Origin of the sequence: Rhodococcus sp. C1 (assembly GCF_020809065.1) — a bacterium.
GTDB lineage: Bacteria > Actinomycetota > Actinomycetes > Mycobacteriales > Mycobacteriaceae > Rhodococcus_F > Rhodococcus_F qingshengii.
Map to the genome: position 1 here is coordinate 1,495,868 of NZ_CP078080.1, position 22,068 is coordinate 1,517,935.

Genomic DNA, 22,068 nt, shown 5'->3' on the forward strand with positions numbered 1-22,068 from the left:
CTATCCTGGAACTGTCGGTGACAAGCCATGGGAGGGATGCGTATGTCCAAGGAAGTATCGGCGGGTCTGGCTGTTGGTGCGATGGTCCTTGTTGCAGGCTTGATCTGGACTGGATTTCCCCTCGACACGTATTCGATTGTCGCCGTGATCCTTGCAATGTGCGGTGGATTCATCACTTGGATCTACGTACGCGCAAATGAAGAGAGCACCGGAGACGCTGCCACGAAAGAAAGAAGTCAATGAAGACGATCATCGTGTGTACCTCTGTCTCCCATGGCAATACGAAGCTGATCGCCGACGTCATCGGAGAAGTTCTCGATGCTCGCGTGGTCGAGCCCGGTGACATCGACGCCGCGCAGCTCGCCGACTACGACCTGGTGGGGTTCGGCTCCGGCATCTACCTACGCTCGTACCACGCAGATTTACGCTCGTTCGTCGAGGCACTCCCCGAAGAACGGCGATCCAAGGCTTTTGTCTTCGCCACCAGTGGATTTCCTGACAAGGGGATTCATCGCTTCTCGCGTCCACTGGTTCAGTTGCTCGAACAGAAGGGCTTCGATGTGGTCGCAGCCTTCTCGTCCCGTGCGTGGGATACCTATCTCCCGTTCAAGCCTTTCGGCGGTATCCGGAAGGGGCGGCCGAACGCCGACGACTTGGAATCGGCGCGCATGTTCGCCGAAATGCTACGCGGAAGCGTTCAGGACAGCTTGCCCGGCACCGGGTAGCTGCGCAGGCTCATCTCCAGCTCACCGGCGTCGGCAAGGTCGTTGATCGTCTGGCGCAGAGCGCCACACGTCCGCTGAGCGTTGGCACGGCTGTTCGCGCGACCCAACTCCGGGCACACTTCCTGCGACTCTTCGAGCCATTGGACGCTGGTGTGCGCTTCGCTGTACTTCTCGACGAGGACACGGTTTCCGCAGTTGCGGCAACTGACCTGACGCATCAGCGTGCAATCAGATCGGCCGGTGACCAGAAGGCGCGCATGCTCGTGATCTTGGCGTCCTCGTCGAAAGTCATGACGTCGATCGGTTCGACCTCGTACACCTGATCGCCCACCGGTGTGACGACGCGGAAGTGGAAGGCCGCGCTGGATCCGCTCACCCGCAAGGTAAGCAGTTCCGTCTCTTGCGAACCGCCCTCGAGAGCGCCGTAGAACTCGGTGATCGCGGCCTTGCCGACGCGGGGTTCGCTGCCGACCGGGTCTTCGAGCGTCGCGTTCTCGGCGTAGAGGGCGGCGATGTCCGCTGACGATCCGCGAGCCACGGCGTCGAGGTAGGTGGTAACCGTCGCCGTGATCGCGGCCGTGGTGTCTGGTTCGAGAGTGGTCATCGAGTTAGTCCGATCAGTCGAGAAGTTCAGGGTCTGACAACTACTTCGGACGCTATCGGTGCGGGCTCGATTCGGCGCCGGCATCTCCCACGCAGCGGGACAGCCTGAGCACTCAGGCGTCGAAGCGTCCGAACCCGCCGCGGTAGAACAGAAGCGGACCGTCGTGGCGCAGCACGTTCAGATCGGTGATGCGTGCGACGACGATGGTGTGATCACCGGCGTCGTGCTCCTGCTCGACCGTTGCTTCGATGCGGGCGAGCGCGCCGCTCAGCGCCGGAGCACCGTTGCCGGCGGCATCCCACTCGACGCCGAGGAACTTGTCCGTCCCGCCGCGAGCGAACGCCGAACACATGTCCTGCTGATCGTGGGCGAGAACATTGATGCAGAGAGTTCCCGTTTCGCGAAGCTTCGGCCAACTTGTCGACGTCTTCGCCGGGCAGAACGAGAGCAACGGGGGATCAAGCGATACCGAGACCAGGGACTGGCAAGTGAAACCGAGGGGTGAATTTCCGTCGTGAGCGGTGATGACGGTGACGCCGGTGCAGAAATTGCTCATCACGTTGCGAAGTGTGCGTCCGTCCAGAACTGGCGGCTCGGCGTTTTCCACGGTCATGTCGTCTCCTTGTTCAAATCTTTTGTTCAAAACTCTGCAAACAGCTTCAGAAGCAACGATGTGTGGCGCCGCGGCCGTAATCCAGCGGCAGTCCCACTCAATGGCAGCAATGGCTTCTCGGCACGGGTCAGGACCGACCGATTGGCAGGTGGTGGGGTTTCGAGCAAATTTGATCCCGCTCAGCGGTCCGTTCGGATTCTACGAAACCAGCAAATGACCAGTGATTGTTAGACTTCGGGCATGTCCGAACCTGATGACGTGTCCCGAGGACTTCCCGCTACCAGCTGGGCAGTGCTCGGGATGCTGACGTTCGGGGAGGAGCTGACCGGAAACGATTTGAAGAAGTGGGCTGACTGGAGTGTCGGCTTCTTCTATTGGAGCCCGTCCATCAGCCAGGTGTACGCAGAACTGAAGAAGCTCGAAAGCATCGGGTTCGTGGAGTCCCGGGTCGTCTCCGAACCAGGGGTGCGAGGCAAGCGCCTTTACTCCATTACTCGGTCAGGAACCGACGCCGTCCGGACGTGGTCACGGGAGGCACCGGTGGAAGTTCCGGTGCTCAAGCACGGCGTGATGTTGCGTCTGTGGATGGGACACCTCAACGAGCCCGAGCGACTGAAGGCGCTGGTGGAAGCCCACATCGCCAATGTCGAAGAGCAGATTCGACGCGCGAAACTCCACGCAGATCATGCCGAGAACGAGCCGGCCTGGTCGTTCCCGGTCATGACGTTGCGATGGTCGGAACGGTACTTCCGAGCCGAGATCGAACTTGCTCGCGAACTGCTCGACGACATCGATCGTGCGACCGCCGAGTTCGCGAACGTCGCCGAGCACGACCGACTGGGATCACCGTTGCCCTCGACGCCTGGCAAATGGAAGAACGTCGAGGAGTACGTGTTGGCGCTCGAGCAAGCCGGGCTCACCGGCAACGGTTCGAGTATCTGAGTCAGGCCCCGGCTGCGGTCGGCATGTTGCGCAGCAGATGACGACGTTGCAAAGTCGGAGTGACGCTCAGCGATCCGCCGTCGATGCCTCGCCAAATGGCAGCGGCCGCCATACGGACCGGCGCTGCGCTGACGTGGTCGAGGCGGAGGGCCTTCGACGGCGCGCAGATGGATACCGCGGCGACGGCGCGGCCGATGGGGCCGATCGGTGCCGCAAGACAGCTGAATCCCGGTAGGCCGTTTCCGGATTCGAAGGCAACCCCGGACTCGCGGATTCTGGCGAGGTGGGGCAGTGCGTAGCCCGAGGACTTCGGCGAACCGAACGCGAGCAGTGCCTGACCGATCGCAGTGGTCTCGGCGCGGCGTCGACCACCGACACGCGTCGGCACTGCGGCGGCGAGGCGTCCGCCGATCTTCTCCATGTAGACCACATCGGGCCCGTCGAGGATGCCGAGGTGAACCACAAATCCGGTGACTCGGTAGAGCTCATGGAGAAGGGGCATGGCTGCAGCGTGGAGGCGGTCCTGATGAACCGCGAGCGATCCCAGTTCGACGAGGCGCATACCGAGTTCGTAGTCACGGCCGTCGCGACGCAGCCAACGCATCGAGACAAGACGTTCGAGCATGCGGTGGGCAGACGAGCGGGGAAGGCCCGTGCTCCGAACGACTTGAGCGAGCGTCAACCTGCCGGGACCGTCGAAGGCGTCGAGAACCAGCGAGACGCGATCGAGAATTGCTGTCGGGGCCGAATCGGCGCCTAAAGCATCCACAGCCTGCAGTGTCATCGTGTACCTCACTTCTCTTAGAGCTCCACAACCAGTGAACTGGCTATTTCAATTAGAAATAGTGTCATAGAGTTACGGATTTGTGAAGTGGATCACCGGTCTGTTTTCGGGCGCGTCGCGGTGGAAACGACGAGGGGGTTTGCGCGAATGCTCGCGCAAACCCCCTCGTCGTTTAACTACTGGCAGGTATTACATCGCCACCGGCAGGTATTGATCGCCACCGGCGGTACTACATAGCTGCCAGTGGTTCGCTTCCGGACCAGTCGTGGCCCCAGTAGCTGTCAGCGGTGATCTCCTCGGAGGAGTACGAGTCCTGATCCACCCTCGCGCCCTCGGTGCCGAACTCGATGTCCCAGCCGCCGGGTGCGCGGACGTAGAAGGAGATCATCTTGTCGTTGGTGTGACGACCCAGGGTCGACGACACGGAGAATCCGTCCTTCATCACGCGGTCGAGTGCCTGGCCGACGGCGTCGAGGGTGTCCACCTCGACCATGATGTGAATCAGGCCGGGTGCGCCGCCGTGCGGTGCCGGGCACAGGGCCAAGCTGTGGTGACGCTCGTTGACGCCCATGAAACGGATTCGCAGCGGCCCGAATTCAGGCGGGGCCGGCAGGCGGAAGGCGCCGCGCGGGTAGAAGCCGAGCACCTCGGTGTAGAAGTCGAAGCTCGCAGCACTGTCCATGACGGGGAGTACGACGTGGCCGAGACCCTGTGAGCCGGTGACGAATCGAGCGCCGAAGGGCGTCACCACGGGGCTGTGGTCGAGGATCGCTCCGTGGAAGACCTCGATGGCTGCTCCGCCGGGATCGGTGAAGGCGATGACCTCTTCGACCCGTCGAGCATCTGCTTCGGCGAGCGAAAGCTGCTCGACCTCGGTGCCGTTCTTTTCGAGTGCTTCTTGAACGCGGCGCAGTGCGGCGTGGTCGGCGACCTCCCAACCGATGTTGACGATCTCGTCGCGCTCACCCTCGACGACGACGATGCGAGCAGCACGCTCGTCGAGTCGTAGGTAGAGCGCGTTCTCGTCCGGCCCACTGCCCTTGGCGAAGCCGAGAACGTCGAAAGCGAAAGTGTGCCAACGTGCCATGTCGTTGGTCGAGATCTTGACGTAGCCAAGTCCCTTGATGTCGGTGCGTGTCATCGTGTCTTTTTCCTGTCGATTTCTTGTGTCGAAGTCTGATCAGATCATCGCCCGCAGCGGACCCTGCGGGTCTGCGCCGAGACGGCTCAGTGATGCGGCGTGGAAAACGGTGCTCGGCACGTGAATTGCGTGATGCTGTCCAGCATGAGCATCGCGCCAGAATCGCTGAAGCGGCTTGTCCATCCGCAATGCGTTGCCACCGCAGCGTGGGTAGACCTGATCGATTGCGTTGACGGCGCGCCAGGCGGCCTGTACCTGAGTCTGACGTCCCTCCGCGCGCTGCTCGAAGGTCACTTCCTTGCCAGCGTCCACTCGATCCCACATGCGGTCGACGTTGGCAAGCAGGGTGTCGCGCGCAGCCCGGATGTCGGCGGTTGCCTGACCGATGGCGAACAAGGTGTACGGGTCGTCCTTGATCGCCGTGCCCTGCGCGTTGATGCGATCGGCTTGGTACTCGTTGGCGTGGAAGAGCATTCCCTCGCAGATGCCGATCGTGGCGGCGGTGATTCCGAGGGGGAAAATGTTCGACCACGGCATGAGGTACAGCGTCTCGGTGCGCCCGTACTTGCGCACTGCCGTGCCGTCGATGACCTCGTCGCAGTCCATGACACGGTAATCGGGGACATACGCATCCTTGACTACGAGATCCTTGGAGCCGGTGCCGCGAAGTCCCATGACATCCCACGAGTCTTCGATGATCTCGTAGTCGGTGCGCGGAATGATCACATGGAGCATGCGCGGCGGCATCTCCATGTTGCCGTCCTTGTCGCACGCCATCGCGCCGAGGAATGCCCAGTCGCAATGGTCGGTACCGGAGGAGAACTGCCAGCGACCGGAGAACTTGTAGCCGCCGTCGGTGGGGATGCACATTCCGCCGGGCATGTACGGCGATGCCATCCAGGTGTCGGGATCGGATCCCCAGATCTCCTGCTGCACCTTGGGATCCGCGAACGCGAGTTGCCACGGGTGAACTCCGACGATCCCGTGGACCCAGCCGGCCGACGGGTTCAGTGAAGCCATGCGCATGACGGTTTCGGCGAATTCGCGCGGATGCGCCTCCATGCCGCCATGCTCCTTGGGCTGCAGCATGCGGATGGAACCGATTGCCTTCATCTTCTTGGCGGTGTCGTCGGCCACCCGGCCGATCCGCTCGGCCTCGATGCCTTCGGCGAAGATGTCGTCGGCCATCGCGTTGATCTGTTCGAGCACTTCGTACGTCATGTTGTTCCTTGCATCCAGTCTGGTTGTCTCAGCAGTGTTTTCGACTGCGGATCAGGAGGTTGTCTCGAGTGCCTGGGCGTCGCGTGCGGCAACGTTTTCGGCGACTTCCCGCTTCCAGCTCTCCACTGCGCGGGTGGTGTCGATCTCGAATTCGAAGCGCTTCGTCATGTCTTCCGTGACATTCTCGACGTCGGTGTAGAACTGGTTGTACCAGCGACGCAACTGGTAAACCGGGCCGTCCTCCTCGGAGAGCAGTGGGTTGTCGATCGGAGCTTTGTTCTTCCAGATCTCCACGTCCTGAAGGAATCCCATCTCGACGCCCTCGGTGAACTGCGCGGCCATCGCGGCAGTGGACTCGTCGTCCATACCGGGTAGCTTCTTGACCATCGCGCCGTACTGCAGGACGAACGCATTGTTCGAGATCGGGTAGTGGCAGTTGATCAGGACGGTCTCGATGATCTGCCCGTTGGCTTCGCTCTTGATCCAGTCGATCATGTACGACGGTCCGAAATATGAAGCATCCGAACGGAGCACAGCGTTGGGATCGCCGTAGTTGGTGCCGCTGATGACGTCCTCACGTCCCACCGATTCCATGTACTGGCTCGCGACATGACCTTCGAAGATGTTCTTGAAGTACTTGGGGAACGAGTAGTGAACGTAGAAGAAGTGGGCCATGTCCACGACGTTGTCGACGATCTCGCGGCAATGAGAGCCTTCGATGGTGAGCGTGTTCCAGCTCCAGTCGCTCCACTCATCGCTTCCGAAGCCCTCGATGTCGGGGATCGTGACCTCGGCGGGCGGGGGATTTCCCTGGGGATCGTGCCAGACGAACAGCTGACCGTTCTTCTCGAGAGTGATCCATGCCCGCGTCTTGGCCAGCGGCGGAACGCGTCGTGCGTAGGGGATCGCCGTACATTTTCCGTTACCGCCCCAACGCCAGTCGTGGAACGGGCAGGCGATCGAATCGCCCTTGACGGTTCCGTGAGCAAGGTTGCCACCCATGTGGCGGCAGTATGCGTCGAGAATCTTGATGTCGCCCTTGCTGTCGGCGAAGACGACAAGGCTGGTGCCGAATGCCTCGATCTGGTGGGGCTGACCGTCGCGATAGGTATTGCTCAGTCCGAGGCAGTGCCATCCACGTGCGAACCGTGCGGGAGGCGCTGCCGCTTCGATTTCTCGAATTTCCTCGCCGGCGCCCGTCTGCGTCGGGGTGTCCGTAGTGGTGAGTGGGCCGGTTCCGAGTGCCATGTCTTCCTCCGAGCCGCGTCTTGCGACGCTCCAGTGATGTGATCCGTCTCATACAACGACGAAGCGTCCGCTGGAGATACGGCAGTTCCCGCTGGATGGAACGCCTACTCGGTGACCTGCAGAGATTCAGCTCGCGAGTGTCGCCACATCGTCGATCGCGTAAGTCGCCCAGGCCCGGGCAGTGACGACCCCAGCGGGATCGGTAGCGACCAGAGCTACGTCGGCCACGCTCTCGTGGTCCTTCTCGTACGTCGCGAGCACTGTCACGGAGCAGTGCAGATCTGCTCCCGTGGAAGTCGCGGTGGAACGTCCGCGGAAGCGTCGTAGTGACGCCGAGCCGTAACGACGAGCAGCGAAATCAGCAAGGGCGGCAACGGAATCGGTTCCGGTGCCCGCTGTCGGGACTTCCCGGACGAAGACCTCGGCCACCAGATGTCCGGTCTGGTCGTGGTATTCGGTGATCCGCTCGAGTGTCGAACTCAACGCCCTCACGGATCCGGTGAGCAGTGCGCCGGGATCGGGGCGTCCGAAGAACACGACGTCCTGCTCGACGACGGCCCCGTCGGGTGCCGAGCGCACGGTGCCGTACAACGAGTCGAAATCGGAGAGGAGCGTGGTGGCAGTACGCGGAGCAGTTGCCGTGAAGTGGGCGGTACCGAGGTTGGTAGTCATGACACTCTCCGTTGGACGCGACCGAGACGCTGTCGTCTCGGTGGGTACATCGACGCTAACCACCGCTCTCGCGGGTGACGACGGGCTTCCCGCTGATCGGGAGCATTCTCGGATTCGATCGAAGAGGTGGAACCTGTTCCAGTTTTGTGCAATTCTGGATATCGTATCCGTGACCGGGAGCACATCTCGATGACTGCACGCGCCGAGCAGAAGGAAGACCAGATGACAGACGAGTTCGCTGACCTGCACCGACCGGTATACGGTCCGGACCTGCTCATCACCGCTCTGGAACGCAATCACGACAAGCCCGCGCTGTACCTCGGCGACGTGATCCTCACCGGCGGTCAGATGCGCGATCAGATCAGCTGCTTCGCCCAGGCGCTCGCGTCTTTGGGAATCACTCAGGGCACCAGCACCGCGATGCTGTCGAAGAATCGCCCCGAGGTTCTGATCAGTATGGGCGCGACCATGATCACCGGCTGCCGGGCGAGCGCCTTGAACCCGATGGGATCGCTCGACGACCACAAGTACATCGTCGACGACGCCGAGATCGAGACGCTGATCTTCGATCCCAATGCCTTCGAAGAGCGTGCCGCCGAGTTGAAGGCGTCGTCACCCTCGTTGACCAACGTGCTCTCGATGGGGCCGTCCGAGGTGGGAATCGACATCCTCGCGCTGGCTGCCACGTTCGAGCCCGCGCCGCTGAAGGCAGCGCACGTCGACGCCGAAGACGCCAGCAGCATGGTTTACACCGGTGGAACGACCGGCAAGCCCAAAGGTGTTGTCGGATCCTTCCGTTCGGGTGCTGCGCTCAATCAGATCCAGATGTCGGAGTGGCAGTGGCCCGAGGACAACCGCTTCCTCATCTGCACGCCACTCTCACACGCAGGTGCAGCGTTCTTCATCCCGACCTTGCTGCGCGGCGGTGCGTTGATCGTCCTGCCTGCCTTCGAGCCAGGTGCTGTGCTCGAAGCGATCGAGAAGCACAAGATCACGGCAACCATGTTGGTGCCCACCATGATCTACATGCTCATGGACCACCCCGATCTGCCCAAGCGGGACGTCTCGAGTTTGCAGACGCTGTTTTACGGAGCGTCCGCGATGTCTCCCGCCAGACTGCAGGAGGGCATCAAGAAGTTCGGTCAGATCTTCTTCCAGTTCTACGGTCAGACAGAGTGCGGCATGACTATCTCGGTGCTGCGCAAGGAAGAACACCTCGCCGACGATCCGGCCCGCCTCGCCACGTGTGGGCGTCCGGTGCCGTGGCTCGACGTCCGGTTGCTCGACGACGACCTCAACGAGGTGCCGCAGGGAGAACTCGGTGAGATCTGCGTCCGTGGCCCGCTGATCATGAAGGGCTACTGGAAGAAGCCGGCCGAAACCGCCGAGGCGTTCCGGGGTGGTTGGCTGCACACCGGCGACATCGCGCGCAAGGACAAGGACGGGTTCATGTCCATCGTCGATCGCAAGAAGGACATGATTGTGACCGGTGGTTTCAACGTGTTCCCCCGCGAAATCGAAGACGTGATCTCGGCGCATCCGTCCGTCGCGTCGGTGGCGGTAGTCGGTGTGCCGGACGACAAGTGGGGCGAAGCCGTCAAGGCCTGTGTCGTACTTCGTGCCGGACTGACCGTCGACACCGAGGAACTGGTCGACAAGGTGAAGGCAGCCAAGGGTTCGGTTCACGCTCCCAAGAGCATCGACTTCGTGGAATCACTCCCGCTGACACCGCTGGGCAAGCTGGACAAGAAGGCGCTGCGCGCGCGGTACTGGGAGACCAGCGCCCGCGCGGTCTAGGAACCAGCGTCGTGTAGCGAAGGGTCAGCGTTTCCAGACGTAACGACGTTCCGGGCGGCCCACCACTCCGTATTTCAGCGAAGTGGTGGACCGCCCGGTTTCGTAGAGGTATTCGAGGTAGCGCCTCGCGCTCGCGCGTGAGATGCCGACCCTCTCGGAAATATCTGTGGCCGAGGCGGGTTCGGTTTCGTCTCGTAGTGCTGCCTCGACCAGCTGAAGGGTCTCAGGACTGAGTCCTTTGGGCAAACCTTTGTGGGACGACGCCCCGGGCGCGCCACCTGCCACACCGAAGGCCTCGTCCACTGCTGTCTGTTCTGCTTCGCCGGAGCTGTCGAGATTCGCATATGTCGATCGGTAACGCTCGAGACGCTCACGGAGAACCTCGAACGTGAAGGGCTTCATCAGGTAATGCACGACGCCGCTGCGCAGCGCTTTCTTGACCGAGCCGGCCTCACGCTCACTAGTGATGACAAGAACATCCAGCTCCGGTGCCAGCTCGCGAAACGGGGCGATCAGATCGAGTCCGGTGGTGCCGGGCAGGTGGACGTCGAGAAGAACCAGGTCGGGTTGCAACTCACCGACTGCGGCCAGTGCGGTCTCGGCCGAATGGGCAACGCCGCACACTTCGAAACCGTCTATCCGCGAGACGAATCCGCTGTGCACCTTCGCCACCATGAAGTCGTCGTCGACCACCAGTACCCGGATCATGCGCCCTCTCCGTCGTGTAGGACTGCGCTGAAGACAGTCCACTCGATGTCCTCTGCCGAACGAGTGCTCACGGTGACGTCGCCGCCCCGCCTGCGGCACGTCAGGCGCACCAGCGCCAAACCGAAACCGTGTCCGTCACTCGATTGTCCCTTGGTGCTCCAACCCTGGCCGAACACCCTGTCGCGATTCTCCGGCGCGATACCGGGGCCGGCGTCCTCGACCCGCACTTCGACCGCGGTGCCACGGCCCCGAATCGACAACCGAACCTTGCGGCGCGCGGCTTCCGGCATCTCACCGACGGCGTCGACGGCATTGTCGACGAGGTTTCCGACCACTGTCACGAGATCTCGTCCGAGTCTGCGGTCCACCGTCTCCAGATGTGTGTCCGCCGCCAGCTCGACCGTGACCAACCCCTGTGCAGCAGCACCTATCTTGGCGATCACGAGTGCGGCGGTGCCGACGTCGGCGATCTTCTCGGTCACGGTCGCGCTGACCTGCGCGCGCTCCATGGTCAGACCCTCGACGTAGCCGACCACCTCGTCGTATTCGCCGAGCTGGATGAGGCCGGAGATGGTGTGCAGTTGATTGTCGAACTCGTGGATGTGGGCGCGTAGTGCGTCGGTGCTGGTTTTGGTCACGTCGAGTTCTTCTTCCACGGAGCGCAATTCGGTGCGGTCGCGGAAAGTGGTGACCGACCCGATGGTGCGGCCTTTCGATTCGATCAAGACGGTGTTGAGGACGAGCAGGCGATCGCCGACAAGAACCAACTGATCGGATTCGGTTGTGCCGGAGGTCAGTACACTCTGGAGGCGGTCGTCGAGACCGAGGTCCCGCACCGATCTACCGGCGCTGCCGCGTGGGATGTCGAGGAGTTGGTGGGCACTGTCGCTCATCAGCACCACCTTTCCCTGCGCGTCGAATGCGATGACGCCTTCCTTGAGACCGCGCAGCATTGCTTCACGTTGGCGAACCAGGTCCAGGATCTCGCCGGCTTCCATGCCGAGGGTTTGCCGTTTTACCCTGCGGGCCAACAGGATCGACCCGACGCCGCCGAGAAGGGATGCCACCGCGAGGTATACCAGGAGATTCGGTGCAGACTGCAGCAGCCGTGTCCAGATCGAGGGGTACTCGATGCCGACGATCGCGGTTCCGGTAATCGCTCCTTCGCTGCCGAGAATCGGAACGTGCGCCTCCACGGCCTTGCCGGAGGGCGTGTCGACCAAACCCGTCCACGACCGATCCTCCGTCTGACGTGCGTCGATGCCGACATCACCGGGACGCGTCGAAATGACGACACTGCCGTCGGCGTCGGCAAGCGAGACGTAGGTGACGCCCGAGATGGCGCGTACCGAGTCGACCGAACCTTGTAGTCCGGAGCGGAGACGGGTCTGCGCCTGGGGGAGTAGCTCGCGTACTGCCGGATTGGCTGCGAGCGATTCCGCTGCCGAGAGTGCGCGACGTCCCTCCTCGCGTTGGAAACTCGCGGACGACTGCGCGAGGGAGAGGGCGGTGACGCACACGAGAACTGCAACGACGATCAGAAGTTGCAGTTCGAGAAGTTGTGTCGCCAGAGTGTGCCGGCGGCGAAACAGCCGGGCAAACAGAGACGACTTGCTCTCTCGCTCCGCCTGCTCGTTTCCTGAGGACACCAGCCAGACCCTAGCCTTCAGTTCGATGCCGGGAAAGCGGCCGTTCGTGAGCACAATGAGCACAAATCAATTTGCTTTCCCAATGGTGACCCCAGTCACAAAGTGCGTCAGTATGAAACCTGTTCACACATCGGTACCGGCAGACAAGGACGAAGCCATGAGCACATCGAAGCGGCTGAGCAGGCATATCGCCCTGCTCGGTGCCTGCGCGATGACTCTCGTGCTCTCGACCGGATGCACTCCGGTCGAGTCCTTCGTCGCCGGTGGCCGAGCGGGTGAGAGTTCCGAAGAACTGCGCGTACTGGTGCCCTCGGTGGCCGGTGGTGGTTACGACCTGACCGCCCGGACCATGGTGCAAGCACTGGCCGACGAAGGGACCGTCGACGCTGACGTCGTTGTGCTGCCCGGATCGGGCGGCATCGTCGGACTCAACCGGTTGGCTCTCGAAAGCGGGAATCCCGACCTACTCATGGTCATGGGGCTCGGAGTTCTCGGTTCGCTCGAGATACTGCCGTCCGAGCACACACTTGCCGACGTGACACCGATTGCGAGACTCGTCGAAGAACCGGAAGCGCTACTGGTTCCAGCAGATTCACCGTACAAAACTCTCGCCGATCTGACGCAGGCCTGGGTGGCGGATCCGTCGTCGATCTCGATCGGCGGTGGTTCGAGTGAAGGTGGACCGGACGGGTTGTTCCGCCTTCTGTTCGCACGGGCGGTCGGCGTCGATCCGTCGCGCTCCCCGTACCGCATCTACGACGGCGGCGGCGAACTGCTTCCCGCACTGCTCACGAGGCAGGTCGACGTAGCCGCCACCGGTATCGGTGAGTACCTCGATCAGATTGCGGCAGGCACGGTTCGGGTCCTTGCGGTCAGCTCGCCGGCCCGTACCCCGGCGGTGGATGCGCCCACGATGGCGGAGTCTGGCGTCGACGTCACGTTCACCAATTGGCGCGGCCTCATGGCGCCGCCGGGCCTGACGGACGATCAGCGTCAGCACTTGCAGAATTTGGTGCGGGATCTGGCGGCAAGTCCGCGCTGGAACGAGCTGTCTCGCCGAAACGGTTGGAACAGTGCAGTTCTCACCGAACCCGAGTTCTCCGCATTCCTCACCGATCAATCCCGGTTCGTCGACGCAACACTCGATCCGCCCGGCATCAACTGAGCACTACCGAAGTTTCGTTTCACCTCCACGAAGGTCACCGGCTCGATTTGCCGTGCCGTTTTTCTCGGCAATTCAGCACTAAAGGAGTTCATCATGCTCGTCACACTCGGCTTCCTCATGGTTGCGGTGTTCATGTTCCTGATTCTCACCAAACGCGCGACCCCGGTGGTGGGACTGACTCTGGTTCCGGTGGCCTTCGGACTACTTGCCGGGGCCGGCCTCGGAATCGGCGACATGATCACCGACGGCATCAAGTCGCTCGCACCCACCGCGGCGCTGTTGTTCTTCGCGATCATCTTCTTCGGAATCATGATCGACGTCGGCCTCTTCGATCCGCTGGTCAAGCTCATCCTGCGGATGGTGCGAGACGATCCGATGAGGCTCGTGGTCGGAACCGCAGTGCTCGCGATGGTGGTCTCGCTGGACGGAGACGGTTCGACGACCTTCATCATCGTGACCTCGGCGCTGCTTCCGCTCTACCTCAAACTCGGTGTCAGTCCCGTCGTTCTGACGGTGATCGCCGGCCTGTCCAACGCGACGATGAACATCATTCCGTGGGGCGGCCCGACCGTCCGGGCCGCGAGCGCGCTGGGACTCTCACCCTCCGACGTGTTCGTGCCGATGGTGCCGTCGTTGATCGTCGGCCTGATCATGGTGCTCGGATTCGCGATTCACCTCGGGATCATGGAGCGCCGCAGGATCGGGACTTTGGTCCTGACTTCTGAGCGCATCCTCGAAAAGGTCGGAAACGGTGGAAGTTCCAGCACCGGTAGCGCCGGCACCGGCGGCTCGAACGACTCCGAGGACGACGGCGGCGACACCGGACGATTCATCGACGGCCTCGACCCCAAGCGAGACACCTTGCGGCCGAAATTGCTCTGGTTCAACGCTGCGCTGACGACGATCCTTCTCGTCGTACTCGTGATGGACATCCTGCCCATCCCGGTGCTGTTCATGATCGCGTCGTCGATCGCCCTCGCGGTGAACTTCCCGGCGGTCAAGGATCAGGGTGAAGCAATCGCACGCCATTCGTCGAGCATCGTCTCGGTGGTCGCGATGGTGCTGGCAGCAGCGGTGCTGACCGGCGTTTTCCAGGGAACCGGCATGGTCGAGGCGATGGCAGAGTGGCTGCTGCAGGTCATCCCCGACGCGATGGGCCCGCACCTCGCCGTCATCACGGGCGTCCTGAGTATCCCGCTCACGTTCTTCATGACCAACGACGCGTTCTACTTCGGTGTGCTGCCGGTGCTGTCCGAGACTGCAGCGCAGTACGGCATCGAGCCGGTGGAGATGGCGCGCGCCTCGATCACCGGGCAGGCCGTGCACATGCAGAGCCCGCTGGTCCCGGCGATCCTGCTACTGGTCACACTCGCCGGTGTTTCTCTGGCGGATCACCACAAGAAGGTTCTGTGGCGAGCGGGCCTGATCTCGATCACGATGCTCGTGGTCGGCGTCGGATTGGGGCAGATCCCCTTCTGAGCGCGATCAGTTGTGGAAGGGGCACCGGCCTTGGTCGGTGCCCTTCTTCTTTTTTGTCACGAAATTGGGCCGGATGTCGAGATCGGGCTCGTCGTACAGGCGGTGGAACGTCGGCGTGAGCGAGCTGGACATGGGCGGGTTCACCCATGACCAGTCGGTCGGGCACTTGCGCCCGGCCTTGTCCTCACGCGCGATGTGATCGATGAATTGCTTTGCGACAGTGTGATGGTCGACCATGATTACGCCGGCCTTGCGGTAGCTGTGGATAACTGCACGGTTCAGTTCGACCAGTGCGCGGTCCTTCCAGAGCGTGCGGTCGTGGCTCATGTCGAGCTCCAGCATCGCTCCGATGGTGGGCAACATGTTGTAGCGATCGGTGTCGCTGAAGTTGCGTGCGCCTACCTCGGTGCTGACGTACCAACCGCTGAACGGCGTGCAGGGATAAACGATTCCGCCGATGTCGAGGTTCATGTCCGAGACCGCAGGGACGGCATGCCATTTAAGCCCCAGATCAGCGAACCAGCTGTATTCGGGGTGCTCGATCTCGACCTCGAGAACCAGGTCGGTCGGGACGTCGAAGTACTGCAGGGGTTCGTCGGGAACCGAAATCAGTACGGGGAGAACGTCGAACGGCGTACCGGCGCCCTTCCACCCCATCGCGGTGACCTGAGCAGTCAGATCGACGTGCCACGGGTCGCCCAGAATGGTGCCGTCAGGCTGCCGGTAGCCGGCGTAGCGGATCAGTTGCGGGCTGAGGATTCGGTACTCCTGACCGTCCTCGCGGGGGAGTGGCCCGACCGTCACGACCGACTGCAGAGCGCCGCCGTTGGTCGACAGTCGCAGGTGCTCCCAGCATGCTTCGGCGAGAGCGGAAGCCGTGACGGCATCGCGCGCGTCGATGAGTTTGAGGGTCCGCCAATGCGCGCGACCGACGCACCTGGCGTGGTTTCGCCACGCGAGTTTGGCGCCGACGAGCAATTCCTCCGCTGTGTGCGTGTAGGTGCCGGTCCGATGGAGTTCACGCAAGGCCTCACGCCGCCGAGACGTCGGGAGGTGGCCCAGTTCCGGAGAGTCGAAAAATTCGACGCACTCGAGTTCCCGACGTTGAAGCTCGGTCAGCGTCGGGGTAGTGGAGGCGATCTGGGACGTAAGCCCGCTATCGGTGGGCAATTCGTCCTGTCGAACAAAATCCACGGCACGACTCCTGTTTGGCTGGTTGAGATTTCGCTGAACGTTAGCTCGGCGATCGAGAGTGTCGAAGCTCTTGTTTATCTTGCACGCAAGAATAAGAAAGGGACGGTCACACCGCGAAATGGGGTCGCATTGTGACACTTGTCCAGAATGATTTACGAGTCAGACATTTGTGACATAAGCTGCAGACGAAATTCCGCGGCGGGTCTTGCCGCGTCTAGTCGGGACGAGGATGAGCGTGGATTCGCAAGCAATCTCTCTGGTCCGGTCGAGCTTCAAATCCGTCGCTGCGGTAGAAGATGGTCCGGAACGGCTCGCCCGTACCTTCTATTCGATCCTGTTCGCTCGATCGCCCGAAACCCGGGAGTTCTTTCCGGCAGCGATGGATGTGCAGCGTGACCGGCTTGTCAGCGCTATCGCTCACGTCGTCGAACGCCTCGACGAGTCCGACGCGATACTCGAGTACCTCGCACAGCTCGGCCGCGATCACCGTAAGTACGGCGTCACCGACGAGCACTACACGGCAGTCGGCAATGCCTTGATCGAAGCACTCGAGACCTTCGGTGGCGCCGAAATGTGGACCGACGAGGTCGACAGCGCGTGGCGTAACGCGCTCGCGATCATCTCGGCGGCGATGATGGATGCCGCCAACGCGGAAGACGGTCCGCCCGCGTGGAGTGCCACGGTCATCGAATGCCGCCCGGTCATCAAGGGCGTCGCCGTCGTGCGGCTGCAACTCGACCAGACGATGGAGTACCGCGCCGGTCAGTACGTCAGCGTGCAGGTCGCCGCGAGGCCACGGATGTGGCGCTACCTCTCTCCGGCCACGCCGTACGACGGGACCGGAATCCTCGAGTTCCACATCCGCCAGGTCACCGGCGGGTGGGTCAGCCCGGTCATGGTGAACCAGACCGCTGTCGGTGACACCTGGGTGGTCGGTTCGCCCATCGGCGCCTTGGGGATTCCGGAGAACTCCAAGGACCTTTTGATGATCGCGTCGGGAACAGGTGTCGCGCCTCTTCGCGCTCAGATCCTCGAACTGATCCGACGCGGCAACACTCGCAAGGTCCAACTGTTCTACTCCGGACAGCATCCGTGCGATCTCTACGACCTTCCGCATCTGTGGAAGCTGGCCGAGAAGTACCCGTGGCTCACGATCATCCCGGTCTCCGAAGAAGACGAGAATCCGTGGTGGCACACCGAAGCGGAGCCACTGCCGCCGATCGGCATGAAGCGGCGCATCGTCGGCAAGGTCGGTAAGGTCGTGACCTCGTTCGGGGACTGGGCGGGCTACGACATTCAGGTCGTCGGCAGCGAATCCATGGTCAACAGCACCAAATTCAGGCTTCGCGCAGTGGGCATCGACGTCGATACCGTTCGCAACGACCCGACGTACTGACCGTCAGTACGGATCGAACTGAATGACCTCGGCCGGCGTTCCGGCCTCGATCAATCGATCACGCGTCGACCGAACCATGGCCGCCGATCCGCACACCAGGACCTGATGTTCGGTGAACGCACCGTACGACGCGACGACGTCGGCGAGCGTGCCTTCGATGAGATGATCGTCGCCGAATCCGATGTCGACGTTCAACCGGTCGAACCATCCGTCGGGCGGGCCGCCGTCGGAGAGATCTTCGACGACAGGAATGGGCTGCAACCACGGAAACTGGTCGGCGAGCAGCCACAGCATGTCCGCAGCGTAGAGATCACGAAGCGTTCGGCCACCGAAGAAGAGGTACACCTGCGGCGGGCTCGGGGTCTGAGCCAGATCGAGAATGATCGACCGGAGTGGGGCCAAACCGGTTCCGCCCGCGACCATGATGACGGTGGGGCCGTTCTCGTCGACGGACAGGTTGCCGCGCGGGTCGAGGATCTGCCAGACGTCACCAGGCTGGGTGTCCTTGACTATCGAACCGCTGACCCAACCACCGGGAACCGTCTTGACGTGAAACTCCAACTTCCCGTCGTGTGAGGGAGGCAGTGCGGGGGAGAGTCGACGGAGCAACCGCGAATTCTGCGGGACGCTGACGTCGACGTACTGGCCCGGTCGGAACGGGACGACGTCGCCGACAAGACGAACAACCGCCAGATCCTCACGGAGACGGTGATGTTCGACGACTGTGCTCGACCAGGTTCGCTGGGCCATGAAAGTTCTCCTGTAGTCAGTAGAGCGGGTCGTGCCGGATCTGGTCGAGCGGAGTTCCGCCGGCACGCAAGGCGTAGACGGTTGTCTTGATCATCGACGGTGACCCCGAGATCTGCACCTGACGGTCGGCCCACGAACCGAACTGCGCGACCACTTTTCCGATCGGTCCGATCAGCCGGCTGTGCATTCCGAACGGTGGTTCGAGCACCGGTCCGTTGTGCCACCAAGGGTTTTCGGGTTCTTCGGAAACCGGCACGACGGTCAACCACGGGTTGCTGAGCGAGATGTGCCAGAGGGTTTCGAGGTCGTACAGATCGCAGGGATAGCGGCCGCCGACGAACAGGTGCACGCGCGGGTTGTGCGCGCGTTGAGACATTTCCATCACCTGTGCCCGCAGTGGAGCGATACCGGTGCCGGACCCGATCATGAGAACGTCACGGTCGCTGGTGAAGTCGACCTCGAGGCCGCCGAGGGGAGTGGACATGACCCAGCGGTCACCGACGTTGGTCTCGCTGACGATCGCGGGGCTGACCCATCCTCCCGACACCTTGCGGATGTGGAACTCGAGCTGACCGAAAGGGTTGGTCGGAATCGCCGGTGAGTAATACCGCCACATTTTCGGGCGCTGGGGAATCTGAACACCTACGTATTGCCCCGCCCCGTACGGAATGGGTGGGTCGGCTTCGAGGCGAACAATCGCCAGATCGTCGAGGACTCGTTCGTGGCTGACCACGGTTGCGCCCCAGAGCGCCGGGGTCGTATCGGATTCGGCGCCGTCGGCCATCGTGCCGACGACGAGGTCGGTGAACTGAGACCAGGCCTCGTCCAGCTCCGGCGTCCACTTGTAGCGGCTGTGCGCGCTCGTGCCGTACATCGACCGAACCGCGCGCTTCAGAGCGACGCCGGCGGCCTCGTAGTGCTCACGCTCGACGCCGTAGCGACGGTGGTCGCGGCCGAGTTGGGTGAGGAACTTCCGGATTCGGCGATGCTGGGGCAGATTCTTCACGACGAACTCGATGGCTCTGAAGAAACGGTGGCCCTGCGATTCCATCCCGGCGGGGAACAATGAGCGGTACAGAGGATGTTCCGCAAAGAGGCCGGTGTAGAACACTGCCGAGAAGTGCGCACGGCTCTCTTCGTCGTCGGTCAGAGAATCGAGGCTGGATTGCAGACGGGCGATCACTGTCGGATCCAATCCATCCCCCTTTCGCACCAGCTGCAACTCTCGCCACAATTCTAGTACGGCTGAAAATGTGACCTACGAAACCAACTCGGCCTGGCGAAAACAAACTTGAGCGGAATAGACTCAAGTTTGTCCGCGTTGAGCATATTGACACAGTCGCAATACCAACCGGTCGCGGCTCTTCCCGTTCGACTTCGCCAGAAAGGTGACAAGTGGACTCGTTCACACCAACAACCAAGACCCAGGCTGCGATGACGGCTGCACTGCAGTCGGCGTCGTCGGCGGGTAACCCCGATATCCGGCCTGCCCATCTGCTGGTCGCATTGCTCGACCAGACCGACGGCATCGCTGCCCCACTACTCAAAGCTGTAGGCGTCGACCCCACGGTCGTACACCGTGAAGCACAGGCAATCGTCGATCGCCTGCCCAAGACAACCGGCGCAAGCTCCACCCCGCAACTCGGGCGTGAGGCACTCGCGGCACTCACTGCTGCTCAGCACCTCGCCACCGAGATGGACGACGAATACGTCTCCACCGAGCACGTCCTCTACGGACTGGCCGGCGGGGACTCCGACGTCGCACAGTTGCTCGTACGGCACGGCGCCACCCAGGACGCATTGCGTGAAGCCTTCACCACCGTCCGCGGCAGCGCTCGCGTCACCAGCCCGGAGCCCGAAGGCACCTACCAAGCGCTGGAAAAGTACTCCACCGACCTCACCGAAGCTGCACGTAGCGGCAAGCTCGACCCGGTGATCGGTCGCGACACCGAGATTCGCCGTGTCGTGCAGGTGCTCTCGCGTCGTACCAAGAACAACCCGGTACTCATCGGTGAGCCCGGCGTCGGCAAGACCGCGATCGTGGAGGGCCTTGCCCAACGCATCGTCGCGGGTGACGTCCCGGAATCGCTGCGAGGCAAGACCGTCGTGTCCCTGGATCTCGGGTCCATGGTCGCCGGTGCCAAGTTCCGCGGTGAATTCGAAGAACGCCTCAAGGCTGTCCTCGACGACATCAAGAACAGTGCCGGACAGGTCATCACCTTCATCGACGAGTTGCACACCATCGTCGGCGCCGGAGCCACCGGTGAATCCGCGATGGACGCAGGCAACATGATCAAGCCGATGCTCGCCCGTGGTGAGCTGCGGCTGGTCGGTGCGACCACACTCGAGGAGTACCGCAAGTACATCGAGAAGGACGCAGCACTCGAGCGTCGTTTCCAGCAGGTGCTCGTCGGTGAGCCCTCGGTCGAGGACACCATCGGTATCCTGCGCGGCCTCAAGGAGCGCTACGAGGTGCACCACGGCGTGCGCATCACCGACTCCGCGTTGGTGGCGGCTGCCGCGCTGTCGGACCGCTACATCACGTCGCGGTTCCTGCCGGACAAGGCCATCGACCTCGTGGACGAAGCCGCATCGCGACTTCGTATGGAGATCGACTCGCGTCCCGTCGAGATCGACGAGGTGGAACGCACGGTTCGCCGACTCGAAATCGAAGAAGTGGCACTCGAGAAGGAAACCGACGACGCGTCCAAGGCGCGGCTCGAGAAGCTGCGTCAGGAACTCGCGGACGACCGCGAAAAGCTCAATCAGCTCAGCACCCGCTGGCAGAACGAAAAGCAGGCCATCGACTCGGTGCGCGTGCTGAAGGAACAGCTCGAAACCCTGCGAGGAGAGTCCGAACGCGCTGAGCGTGACGGCGATCTGGGCAAGGCAGCCGAGTTGCGCTACGGCCGTATCCCGGCGCTCGAGAAGGAACTGGAAGAGGCAGCAGCCGCTTCCGGAGCTGCCTCCGACGGTGACGTGATGCTCAAGGAAGAGGTCGGGCCCGACGACGTCGCAGACGTGGTCGCAGCCTGGACCGGAATCCCCGCCGGCCGGATGATGGAAGGCGAAACCGAGAAGCTGCTCCGCATGGAGTCCGAACTCGGCAAGCGCGTCGTCGGCCAGACCGACGCCGTCGTCGCCGTCTCGGATGCGGTTCGCCGCGCCCGAGCAGGTGTCGCCGACCCCAATCGGCCCACCGGTTCCTTCCTGTTCCTCGGCCCGACCGGCGTCGGTAAGACGGAGCTCGCCAAAGCCTTGGCGGACTTCCTCTTCGACGACGAGCGCGCGATGATCCGCATCGACATGAGCGAATACGGTGAGAAGCACTCGGTGGCCCGACTCGTCGGTGCTCCTCCGGGATACGTCGGCTACGAAGCCGGTGGCCAGCTCACCGAAGCAGTTCGACGACGCCCGTACTCGGTGGTCCTCTTCGACGAGGTCGAGAAGGCACACCCCGACGTGTTCGACGTCTTGCTCGCAGTACTCGACGAAGGCCGACTGACCGACGGTCAAGGCCGCACGGTGGACTTCCGCAACACCATCTTGATCCTGACCTCCAACCTGGGATCCGGTGGCACGCGGGAGCAGGTCATGGATGCGGTACGCCACGCGTTCAAGCCGGAGTTCATCAACCGTCTCGACGACGTGGTCATCTTCGACTCGCTCTCCGAGGAGCAGTTGGAGCACATCGTGGACATCCAGCTCGAGCAGTTGCAGAAGCGTCTGGCTGCGCGTCGTCTCACCCTCGAGGTGAACGGTGCGGCTCGGATGTGGCTCGCAGTGCGCGGCTACGACCCGCTGTACGGCGCTCGGCCATTGCGTCGACTCGTTCAGCAGTCGATCGGCGACCAGCTCGCCAAGCTGCTCCTGGCCGGCAAGGTCCAGGACGGCGACACCGTGCACGTCGGTGTCAGCGAGGACGCGGATCAGTTGGTTCTCTCCTGATTCGGTAAGCGGAATGCCCCGTCGATCCACTT

The 22,068-nt window shown here is 62.5% G+C and carries 21 protein-coding genes; 8 read left to right on the forward strand and 13 right to left on the reverse strand.

The window, feature by feature from the left end; translation table 11 throughout:
• The first annotated feature begins 42 nt into the window (after window positions 1-42).
• Window positions 43-243, forward strand: coding sequence for a hypothetical protein (locus KTR60_RS06865; protein WP_228401989.1), 201 nt, complete (start codon window positions 43-45; stop codon window positions 241-243).
• Window positions 240-725: a flavodoxin family protein gene (locus tag KTR60_RS06870; RefSeq protein WP_007726729.1), complete on the forward strand. Its 486-nt coding sequence runs from the start codon at window positions 240-242 to the stop codon at window positions 723-725. The genes KTR60_RS06865 and KTR60_RS06870 overlap by 4 nt, the downstream gene beginning before the upstream one ends.
• Here the strand turns inward: KTR60_RS06870 and KTR60_RS06875 are convergent.
• The 3 genes from KTR60_RS06875 to KTR60_RS06885 all read right to left on the reverse strand — a co-directional run bounded on the left by KTR60_RS06875 (window position 698) and on the right by KTR60_RS06885 (window position 1,942).
• The gene (locus KTR60_RS06875; RefSeq protein ID WP_007726731.1) at window positions 698-943 is read right to left on the reverse strand and encodes a hypothetical protein; all 246 of its coding nucleotides are present in this window, start codon (window positions 941-943) and stop codon (window positions 698-700) included. The two genes, KTR60_RS06870 and KTR60_RS06875, sit on opposite strands and share 28 nt — an antisense overlap.
• A complete protein-coding gene (locus KTR60_RS06880) occupies window positions 943-1,329 on the reverse strand; it encodes a nuclear transport factor 2 family protein (protein ID WP_003944423.1) in 387 nt (128 codons plus the stop codon). Before KTR60_RS06880 ends, KTR60_RS06875 begins: the two co-directional genes overlap by 1 nt.
• A 112-nt stretch (window positions 1,330-1,441) precedes the next feature.
• Complete coding sequence (locus tag KTR60_RS06885) at window positions 1,442-1,942, reverse strand: flavin reductase family protein (protein ID WP_007726733.1); 501 nt, start codon at window positions 1,940-1,942, stop codon at window positions 1,442-1,444.
• Between the two features lie 240 nt (window positions 1,943-2,182).
• On the opposite strand from KTR60_RS06885, the gene KTR60_RS06890 reads away from it, so the two are divergent.
• On the forward strand, window positions 2,183-2,884 hold the full coding sequence (locus KTR60_RS06890) for a PadR family transcriptional regulator (protein ID WP_228401990.1): 702 nt from the start codon (window positions 2,183-2,185) through the stop codon (window positions 2,882-2,884).
• A gap of 1 nt (window position 2,885) precedes the next feature.
• On the opposite strand, the gene KTR60_RS06895 is transcribed toward KTR60_RS06890, so the two are convergent.
• The 5 genes from KTR60_RS06895 to KTR60_RS06915 all read right to left on the reverse strand — a co-directional run bounded on the left by KTR60_RS06895 (window position 2,886) and on the right by KTR60_RS06915 (window position 7,950).
• Window positions 2,886-3,668, reverse strand: a complete 783-nt coding sequence (locus tag KTR60_RS06895) for an IclR family transcriptional regulator (RefSeq protein WP_007726735.1) — start codon at window positions 3,666-3,668, stop codon at window positions 2,886-2,888.
• Between the two features lie 229 nt (window positions 3,669-3,897).
• A complete protein-coding gene (gene bphC, locus KTR60_RS06900) occupies window positions 3,898-4,809 on the reverse strand; it encodes a biphenyl-2,3-diol 1,2-dioxygenase (protein ID WP_228401991.1) in 912 nt (303 codons plus the stop codon).
• A 39-nt stretch (window positions 4,810-4,848) separates the two neighbouring features.
• Complete coding sequence (locus tag KTR60_RS06905; protein ID WP_003944352.1) at window positions 4,849-6,030, reverse strand: acyl-CoA dehydrogenase family protein; 1,182 nt, start codon at window positions 6,028-6,030, stop codon at window positions 4,849-4,851.
• Between the two features lie 51 nt (window positions 6,031-6,081).
• On the reverse strand, window positions 6,082-7,278 hold the full coding sequence (locus KTR60_RS06910; RefSeq protein ID WP_003944428.1) for a Rieske 2Fe-2S domain-containing protein: 1,197 nt from the start codon (window positions 7,276-7,278) through the stop codon (window positions 6,082-6,084).
• Between the two features lie 126 nt (window positions 7,279-7,404).
• Window positions 7,405-7,950 carry a hypothetical protein gene (locus tag KTR60_RS06915; protein WP_007726737.1) on the reverse strand — a complete coding sequence of 182 codons (546 nt, stop codon included), beginning with the start codon at window positions 7,948-7,950 and terminating at the stop codon, window positions 7,405-7,407.
• 222 nt (window positions 7,951-8,172) lie between these two features.
• Between KTR60_RS06915 and KTR60_RS06920 the strand changes: the two genes are divergently transcribed.
• The gene (locus KTR60_RS06920; protein ID WP_039972740.1) at window positions 8,173-9,747 is read left to right on the forward strand and encodes an AMP-binding protein; all 1,575 of its coding nucleotides are present in this window, start codon (window positions 8,173-8,175) and stop codon (window positions 9,745-9,747) included.
• A 24-nt stretch (window positions 9,748-9,771) separates the two neighbouring features.
• Here KTR60_RS06920 and KTR60_RS06925 read toward each other — a convergent pair whose 3' ends face one another.
• Together KTR60_RS06925 and KTR60_RS06930 are read right to left on the reverse strand one after the other, a co-directional pair.
• Window positions 9,772-10,455 (reverse strand): response regulator, encoded by a 684-nt coding sequence (locus KTR60_RS06925; protein WP_042452198.1) that lies wholly within the window; start codon window positions 10,453-10,455, stop codon window positions 9,772-9,774.
• The gene (locus KTR60_RS06930) at window positions 10,452-12,104 is read right to left on the reverse strand and encodes a sensor histidine kinase (RefSeq protein ID WP_228401992.1); all 1,653 of its coding nucleotides are present in this window, start codon (window positions 12,102-12,104) and stop codon (window positions 10,452-10,454) included. Before KTR60_RS06930 ends, KTR60_RS06925 begins: the two co-directional genes overlap by 4 nt.
• Window positions 12,105-12,216: 112 nt before the next feature.
• On the opposite strand from KTR60_RS06930, the gene KTR60_RS06935 reads away from it, so the two are divergent.
• Window positions 12,217-13,269 carry a Bug family tripartite tricarboxylate transporter substrate binding protein gene (locus KTR60_RS06935; RefSeq protein ID WP_007726742.1) on the forward strand — a complete coding sequence of 351 codons (1,053 nt, stop codon included), beginning with the start codon at window positions 12,217-12,219 and terminating at the stop codon, window positions 13,267-13,269.
• Between the two features lie 93 nt (window positions 13,270-13,362).
• Window positions 13,363-14,748, forward strand: a complete 1,386-nt coding sequence (locus KTR60_RS06940; protein WP_003944372.1) for a CitMHS family transporter — start codon at window positions 13,363-13,365, stop codon at window positions 14,746-14,748.
• A 6-nt stretch (window positions 14,749-14,754) separates the two neighbouring features.
• Here KTR60_RS06940 and KTR60_RS06945 read toward each other — a convergent pair whose 3' ends face one another.
• Complete coding sequence (locus tag KTR60_RS06945; protein ID WP_228401993.1) at window positions 14,755-15,942, reverse strand: nitric oxide synthase oxygenase; 1,188 nt, start codon at window positions 15,940-15,942, stop codon at window positions 14,755-14,757.
• 235 nt (window positions 15,943-16,177) lie between these two features.
• Between KTR60_RS06945 and KTR60_RS06950 the strand changes: the two genes are divergently transcribed.
• Complete coding sequence (locus KTR60_RS06950) at window positions 16,178-17,338, forward strand: globin domain-containing protein (RefSeq protein ID WP_003944359.1); 1,161 nt, start codon at window positions 16,178-16,180, stop codon at window positions 17,336-17,338.
• 3 nt (window positions 17,339-17,341) lie between these two features.
• Here KTR60_RS06950 and KTR60_RS06955 read toward each other — a convergent pair whose 3' ends face one another.
• The gene (locus KTR60_RS06955; RefSeq protein WP_228401994.1) at window positions 17,342-18,088 is read right to left on the reverse strand and encodes an FAD-binding oxidoreductase; all 747 of its coding nucleotides are present in this window, start codon (window positions 18,086-18,088) and stop codon (window positions 17,342-17,344) included.
• Between the two features lie 16 nt (window positions 18,089-18,104).
• Window positions 18,105-19,301 (reverse strand): FAD-binding oxidoreductase, encoded by a 1,197-nt coding sequence (locus tag KTR60_RS06960; protein ID WP_007726748.1) that lies wholly within the window; start codon window positions 19,299-19,301, stop codon window positions 18,105-18,107.
• A gap of 182 nt (window positions 19,302-19,483) precedes the next feature.
• Between KTR60_RS06960 and clpB the strand changes: the two genes are divergently transcribed.
• Window positions 19,484-22,036, forward strand: coding sequence for an ATP-dependent chaperone ClpB (clpB, locus tag KTR60_RS06965; protein ID WP_007726750.1), 2,553 nt, complete (start codon window positions 19,484-19,486; stop codon window positions 22,034-22,036).
• Window positions 22,037-22,068: the final 32 nt, after the last annotated feature.

Bases quoted from the DNA above. Each gene is read 5' to 3' on its own strand.
- KTR60_RS06865 (WP_228401989.1), top strand. From the start codon at position 43: ATGTCCAAGGAAGTATCGGCGGGTCTGGCTGTTGGTGCGATGGTCCTT.
- KTR60_RS06870 (WP_007726729.1), top strand. From the start codon at position 240: ATGAAGACGATCATCGTGTGTACCTCTGTCTCCCATGGCAATACGAAG.
- KTR60_RS06875 (WP_007726731.1), bottom strand. From the start codon at position 943: ATGCGTCAGGTCAGTTGCCGCAACTGCGGAAACCGTGTCCTCGTCGAG.
- KTR60_RS06880 (WP_003944423.1), bottom strand. From the start codon at position 1,329: ATGACCACTCTCGAACCAGACACCACGGCCGCGATCACGGCGACGGTT.
- KTR60_RS06885 (WP_007726733.1), bottom strand. From the start codon at position 1,942: ATGACCGTGGAAAACGCCGAGCCGCCAGTTCTGGACGGACGCACACTT.
- KTR60_RS06890 (WP_228401990.1), top strand. From the start codon at position 2,183: ATGTCCGAACCTGATGACGTGTCCCGAGGACTTCCCGCTACCAGCTGG.
- KTR60_RS06895 (WP_007726735.1), bottom strand. From the start codon at position 3,668: ATGACACTGCAGGCTGTGGATGCTTTAGGCGCCGATTCGGCCCCGACA.
- bphC (WP_228401991.1), bottom strand. From the start codon at position 4,809: ATGACACGCACCGACATCAAGGGACTTGGCTACGTCAAGATCTCGACC.
- KTR60_RS06905 (WP_003944352.1), bottom strand. From the start codon at position 6,030: ATGACGTACGAAGTGCTCGAACAGATCAACGCGATGGCCGACGACATC.
- KTR60_RS06910 (WP_003944428.1), bottom strand. From the start codon at position 7,278: ATGGCACTCGGAACCGGCCCACTCACCACTACGGACACCCCGACGCAG.
- KTR60_RS06915 (WP_007726737.1), bottom strand. From the start codon at position 7,950: ATGACTACCAACCTCGGTACCGCCCACTTCACGGCAACTGCTCCGCGT.
- KTR60_RS06920 (WP_039972740.1), top strand. From the start codon at position 8,173: ATGACAGACGAGTTCGCTGACCTGCACCGACCGGTATACGGTCCGGAC.
- KTR60_RS06925 (WP_042452198.1), bottom strand. From the start codon at position 10,455: ATGATCCGGGTACTGGTGGTCGACGACGACTTCATGGTGGCGAAGGTG.
- KTR60_RS06935 (WP_007726742.1), top strand. From the start codon at position 12,217: ATGAAACCTGTTCACACATCGGTACCGGCAGACAAGGACGAAGCCATG.
- KTR60_RS06940 (WP_003944372.1), top strand. From the start codon at position 13,363: ATGCTCGTCACACTCGGCTTCCTCATGGTTGCGGTGTTCATGTTCCTG.
- KTR60_RS06955 (WP_228401994.1), bottom strand. From the start codon at position 18,088: ATGGCCCAGCGAACCTGGTCGAGCACAGTCGTCGAACATCACCGTCTC.